This window comes from Paenibacillus sp. 1_12 (genome assembly GCF_900114475.1).
Taxonomy (GTDB): domain Bacteria; phylum Bacillota; class Bacilli; order Paenibacillales; family NBRC-103111; genus Paenibacillus_S.
In genome coordinates this window covers 1-1269 of record NZ_FOTE01000068.1, presented here as the reverse complement: position 1 = coordinate 1269, position 1269 = coordinate 1, and the positions used below count along the sequence as shown (strand labels likewise).

At 44.8% G+C, this 1269-nt stretch carries 1 protein-coding gene; it reads left to right on the top strand.

The window, feature by feature from the left end; all coding sequences use genetic code 11:
• Window positions 1–74: 74 nt before the first annotated feature.
• A protein-coding gene (locus tag BM210_RS34165) for an IS3 family transposase (protein WP_218185025.1) occupies window positions 75–1228 on the top strand; the annotation gives its coding sequence in 2 pieces (ribosomal slippage) (window positions 75–318 and window positions 318–1228; 1155 coding nt in all).
• The last annotated feature ends 41 nt before the right edge of the window (window positions 1229–1269 follow it).

Here is a 1269-nt window from a genome sequence, read left to right as displayed (position 1 = left end):
TGATGCTAGACTAGAAATTGGACACTGAGAAACGAGAATGCGACAATAAACTCAACAAAGTCGAGGTGTCCGAGATGAGAAAGAAATATGATAAAGAATTCAAAAGAGAAACGGTGAAAATGATTCAGGAACAAGGGAAGCCGGTGGCTCAGGTAGCAAGGGAGCTGGAGTTGTCCGACAATACTTTATACCGCTGGATGAGCGAATTCAAGAAGGATTCGGGTAATGCTTTTCGTGGCAGTGGCAACTTAAAAGTCGAAGACAAGAACCAGGCGGACCTGCAAAAGCGGATCCGGCAGCTTGAAATGGAGAACGACATCTTAAAAAAAGCCATGCACATCTTCGCAAAAGACCAGAAATAGTCTACTTGTTTATCCACAACCACCGCTCGTACTATCCGGTTTTGGAGATGTGCAGAGTCTTAAAAGTATCCCGGAGTGGTTATTATGAGTGGACGAAACGATCGGAAAGTGCCAAGAGGAAGCTGCGTAAAGAGCTGGAAACGCTCATTCGACGTGCCTTCCTCAACTCCAGATGTTTGTATGGAAGCCCTAAAATCAAGCAAGTCCTTAAGCAGCAAGATGTGCAGGTATCAGAGAAAACCGTAGCCCGCATTATGAAAGAGTTGGGCTTGAAGTCACGTACGGTCCGCAAATATAAAGCGACCACGAATTCGAACCATAACCTGCCTGTCCATGACAATGTGCTAGACCAAAAGTTCAAGGCCGAAGCGCCGAATCAAGTGTGGATGACAGACATTACATATGTACACACGGATGAAGGATGGGTCTATCTAGCCAGCGTGATGGACTTGTACACCCGAAAGATTATCGGTTGGAACGCCGGTGAGCGAATGACTAAGGAACTTGTTATACAAGCCTTGGACCAAGCCTACAGCCGTCAAAAGCCGAACAAAGGCGACGTGTTGCATCATTCTGATCGTGGCAGCCAGTATGCTTCTGTTGACTACCAAGAGCGTTTGAAAACGTACGAGATCAAGTCGAGTATGAGCCGAAAAGGCAACTGTTACGATAATGCTTGTATCGAATCGTTTCATAGCGTGCTGAAGAAAGAACTCATTTATTTAGAGAAATTCAAGACTCGGCAACAAGCTTACCGTGAACTTTTTGAATACATCGAATACTTCTACAACCGCAAAAGAATCCATTCGTCTATTGGCTATTTAACGCCAGATCAGTACGAACGTACGTACCGTAAAACTGTGTAACTTTCTCGATTCTATGTGTCCAATCTATTGACTGAGGTCCA